Consider the following 4407-nt stretch of genomic DNA (forward strand, 5'->3'; position numbering starts at 1 on the left):
AATCGCTTGGTGATCACAACTTACCCGTGGCACTTTCTAGCTCGAAAGTGCCCCAAAGTCATTCAGAGTAAATACTCATTCATATCTTGTTCATGTGAATTTGCACTACAACAGTTTATGCGAACTCCGCTCATCTAGGAATGTTCTGCTCCAGCAAGACTGAACACTTCGTTAAGCGACGTTTCTTTGTTCAAAGTTAACTGGGCTTAGATACCCAAGAGCACTGTGTCTTCTCGTCCGATTATAATCTACTTCTATGTACTCGAAGGTTGTCTTGTTGCGGCAGCTACTGCGACTTTCTCTGCTAGCTTCAGAGCCTCTGCTTTAAGTTCAGGGGAATGTTAATTCTAGTTTTCTTAGTTGCCATTGCTCACCTCGTTAGTAATTGTACTCACTTAACTCGATGTCCAAAACTGCTGGGACGGTTCAGTGGCACACCAGTAACTATCCTAAATACTTCATTCCAAGTAGATTTAATAATGCATCTATCAATATTTGATGGAATTATCAAACGTTGGGCTTCCCTGCCTTACTGTTAGCTAAGGTTTGTGCCAGTTTAAGCAATACTAGGTTACACGGGTGTCGATGGCTGTTACGTTTTTCTCATTCATACTGGTGATGTGTGATGTCGCTCTCATCGCACGGGTACTAAACCGTATGCGTAAATGGTATTTTAAGCAGGTATTTTTGCGTCCATATCCCCTCTCTTTGGAATGGTTTTTTGCAAAATCACCCTTATTATCCTCTCGACTATTCACGGAACAACCCATGTTTAGAACACTTTTATCTGGCCTTATTTTGGCCTCTATGGTTGGTTGTGCGCCTCAGTACACCCCAAAAACACCCGAGCAAACGGTTAAAGATAAAACGGTGGAATTTGCCAAGTACGACATCAAGACCATGACCGATTCGCCCCGCTCTCATGCGCAGCAACTTGGTGTGTTGATGACTGGTGAGCGACCGTTTGGTAATAACAACCTTGACGAATTCGCCGATGGCTATATCAGCTGGTCTCGTAAAACCACCCAAGGCTTAAATGCCATTGGCATGGTCATTGGCTCGATTTCAAATGTTGCGGGTTTCACCGCCATTTTGGGTAACTCCGGTAACGGTAAAAAACGCACTCCTAGCTACAATAAAAACCGATTAATGATCATCTCACCCGTCAAGCACTATGACGCCTGCTTAGAAGGCAAGCCAGAGTGTGATCTGTTTGAACTCTTTGAGCAAAACAAGGCGACCTTGGTGTCGATGGCTGAACATGCCTACAACAGCGACCCAAAAGTGGCATCAGTGAAGACCATCGATTCCGTGAAAGAAGGCTTGTTCTCACCAAGCCATTATCAATACATTGCCGTGATGCCGATGGCTGGCAAAGACAATGAGCTGACCTATTGCCTTAAGCCTCAATATCAAGCAGTGCTTGATAGAGTGGAAGAAGAAAAAGGGCCAATCAGCTACCCGCCGCTTGGGTTGGGTTGCTCTGTGATAGTCGATAAGCTTGGCTATATTTACCGCAATGCTGATAGCGATAGCCCCTACCTGCCAAAAGGCGACTTCTTAATACATGAAGCCGGAGTGCCAAATTTCTTCCCTGTTGAAGCGCTCAAAACGGATCAAGACAACGTATTTTTCTACCAGCCATCTGTTGCCTTCCTCGCTGAAGCGCTTGATTTTGACTCTGAATTTGCTGAATACAGAGAGAAGTACCCAGAGGACTTTAAAGAGCACTTTAAGCAAAAACGCTTCTCGAATGTGCCAGTATTCACTCAGCTATCCACTGGTAAGAAGATCAATTTCGGCTTAACGCAGAAATAAGCGACCATCACAACCTCAAAGCCGAGAGCCGTCACTTCTCGGCTTTCACTACTCTCAAATGATCAGATAAATACGTCAGATTTCATTTTGACCGTTTTTTGCATTGGCACCGTCAAAACACCTCACTTTCATGCGTCTATGGGAAGTAAGTCTCAATTATACTCTGAATACATTAGCGCAAACCAACTCCGTTATTTTGAGTTTTCAATGCAAAACGGGGCGTACCATACATTTTGTCCAAAGGTGTGCTGTAGCCAATCGTGGCAAACTTCCTGACCTCTAGTCAATGTGACTGCCAAACTTCATATTGACCCAAAACACTGAGAGGAGGTCATCGTGAGGAAGTTATCTTCTGGAAAATGCAGCGGCATCAAAAGGCCGTTTAAGCTTGAAGAGATCTGGCGGATCAGAACTAGGCTAGAGATTGAAAATGATCTGATGCAGCTCGCACTGCTGAACCTAGCTATAGATAGCAAGTTAAGAGCGAGTGATTTGCTAAAGCTACATGTTTACGATGTTTCTTCGCAAGGAGTTATCTATGAAAGGGTTCAGTGCATCCAGCAAAAAACTGGGACCGACGTCCACTATGAGATTACGCCGAGAACACAGCAAAGCATTAGCCGATGGATCTTTGCAGCATCCCTAGAGGCAAGCAGTTTTTTATTCCCGAGTAGCCGACGCTTTGGACAACCTATCAGTTACTCTTTCTATCGTTCAATTATCAGGAGTTGGGCTGCAAAACTGGGATTGAATGCCGACTATTACGGTACTCATTCCATGCGCCGAACCAAAGCGACTTTAATCTATGCCAGAACGAAAACATCAGAGCTGTACAGATCTTACTTGGACATTCGAAGCTAGATAACACTATTCGATACCTTGGCGTAGAGCTAGAAGATGCTCTGAGGTTGTCTGAGAAAACAGATTGCTGACAGACAGGAGCTGTTACAGGCTTTTCTTCTGCTACGGTTTCTATACTTTAAAAGGTATATCACTGTTGAAAGGTGTTAAAAAGCCGAACCCCATCGCTAATAAGGTTCGGCCTGTATAAACGTCGAGGTCAATGCCTTTTACGATGTTCCAACTATAAGTTTAGCCTTGAATCAAACCCACCAAAAATTTGTTGGTGGAGTTTTCGAAATAAAGTAAGCGGATGACTTAGATTAAAGGTTTGAATGTCTTCTGACCATTTAATGTTTTTTTCTTGCCTTCAAGTGAGTACTCAAAAGATAACGAGAAGTCGACGCTTTGGTCTGGTTTCAGTGCGGTCACTCGATAGTGAGAACTCTTGCCTTTATGTGAGACTGTCACTTTAGACTTAGGTGGAATTTCCAAAGGCAGTTTAATTTCGTCTTTATTTACGCTGTTATTCACATAACTTGCTGCACGATCAATGGTGATGAACTTGTCAGTGAGATTCGTAATCTCGTACTTGTAATTTAGCGTTGCTACTTGAAGGTCTTTGTTAGTTAAAATCCAACCGTTAGGTTTGGCTAGCAAAGATGCCGATGTGAACTCAATGACATTATTATGATTTATCATTACGTTGATGCCACTAAAGTTTTTAGCAGTCAATGATTTAACTTCACTCATCACATAGTCGTTTAGCAAAGGCTGGCCTTTGTAATTATAGTCATAGTAATCAAGGAAGTTGGTGTTGACGTTTTCTTGAGTGAATAAAGCAGCGAATTTTTTCTTGTCAGACTTATCCATCAGCATTTCTACTTGCGGAGATAAGGTATAAGGCTCAGATAAGAGTTTAGTTCGGTCCTTAACGTAATTCTGATAATCATTTGTTACTTCTTCTGCGACGAATTCATCAAGTACAGGCAATTGCTCCATCAAAGCCCAAGGCGCGTAGTCGTTATAGCTTTTATATCTTTTGGTGTTAAATGCTTCGCGATCAACTGAATGAGTTTCTTCGTTATAGTAATATCCAACGTCAATACTAAACAGATACTTCTTCGTAAGTTCATAGTTCATGACTGTACCTTTCAAGTCACGATTATTTGAACGTGATACGTCAATTGATGCTGGAGCAAGTCTACCATCTAAAATTGGTATTGTTCTAAAAATAGAGTTATCAAGTATCGCTTTAGCTTCTTGCGCGTTAATATTTGATGGTACAGCTACTACTGTATCAATAGGCTCTATTTTTGGGCGAATAGTACACCCACTTAATAGTAAAGCAGCTACTGAGGTTGCAATCATCGACTTTTTCATTTGTTGTCCTAGTTTTAAATAGAAAGTTCATGGGCTTTGGATTTAATCTCAATACCTAAAACTTTAATATTTTTAATGGGATATGCATAGATATAGATTGAGGGATATGTTACATAATGCTCATAACTTACCGTTATCAGTACAAAATACTCTCTTTAAAACGCAGGCCAAAGAGTGAATAGCTCGCTCTTCATGTCTCGAAAACCAATTGGCTAGGCTATATCATTTTAGCCCTCCAATACTTTTGCTAGTGATATGCTATTCATCGCATCGCCTCTTCACACCAACTTTTCCATACCTATGGTTATTCGTGTTTTGTTAATTTAGCAAAATCCCTGACACGTTGTTGTCCGTGCGACCTGAAGT

The 4407-nt window shown here is 41.7% G+C and carries 2 protein-coding genes and 2 pseudogenes; 2 read left to right on the plus strand and 2 right to left on the minus strand.

What is annotated here, in order from left to right; all coding sequences use genetic code 11:
- Positions 1-171: 171 nt before the first annotated feature.
- Positions 172-276 (minus strand): annotated as a pseudogene (locus AB4375_RS16075) (IS3 family transposase); the annotation flags it as partial.
- Between the two features lie 492 nt (positions 277-768).
- On the opposite strand from AB4375_RS16075, the gene AB4375_RS16080 reads away from it, so the two are divergent.
- Both AB4375_RS16080 and AB4375_RS16085 read left to right on the plus strand, forming a co-directional pair.
- Positions 769-1818 carry a hypothetical protein gene (locus AB4375_RS16080; RefSeq protein WP_136975941.1) on the plus strand — a complete coding sequence of 350 codons (1050 nt, stop codon included), beginning with the start codon at positions 769-771 and terminating at the stop codon, positions 1816-1818.
- Between the two features lie 336 nt (positions 1819-2154).
- A pseudogene (locus tag AB4375_RS16085) lies at positions 2155-2750 on the plus strand (tyrosine-type recombinase/integrase).
- A 226-nt stretch (positions 2751-2976) separates the two neighbouring features.
- Here the strand turns inward: AB4375_RS16085 and AB4375_RS16090 are convergent.
- Positions 2977-4041, minus strand: a complete 1065-nt coding sequence (locus AB4375_RS16090) for a hypothetical protein (protein ID WP_136975942.1) — start codon at positions 4039-4041, stop codon at positions 2977-2979.
- Positions 4042-4407 lie beyond the last annotated feature (366 nt).

The organism is Vibrio sp. 10N.261.51.C6 (assembly GCF_041471785.1).
GTDB lineage: Bacteria > Pseudomonadota > Gammaproteobacteria > Enterobacterales > Vibrionaceae > Vibrio > Vibrio crassostreae_C.

Coding starts and splice junctions, on each gene's coding strand:
- AB4375_RS16080 (WP_136975941.1), top strand. CDS start 769: ATGTTTAGAACACTTTTATCTGGCCTTATTTTGGCCTCTATGGTTGGT.
- AB4375_RS16090 (WP_136975942.1), bottom strand. CDS start 4,041: ATGAAAAAGTCGATGATTGCAACCTCAGTAGCTGCTTTACTATTAAGT.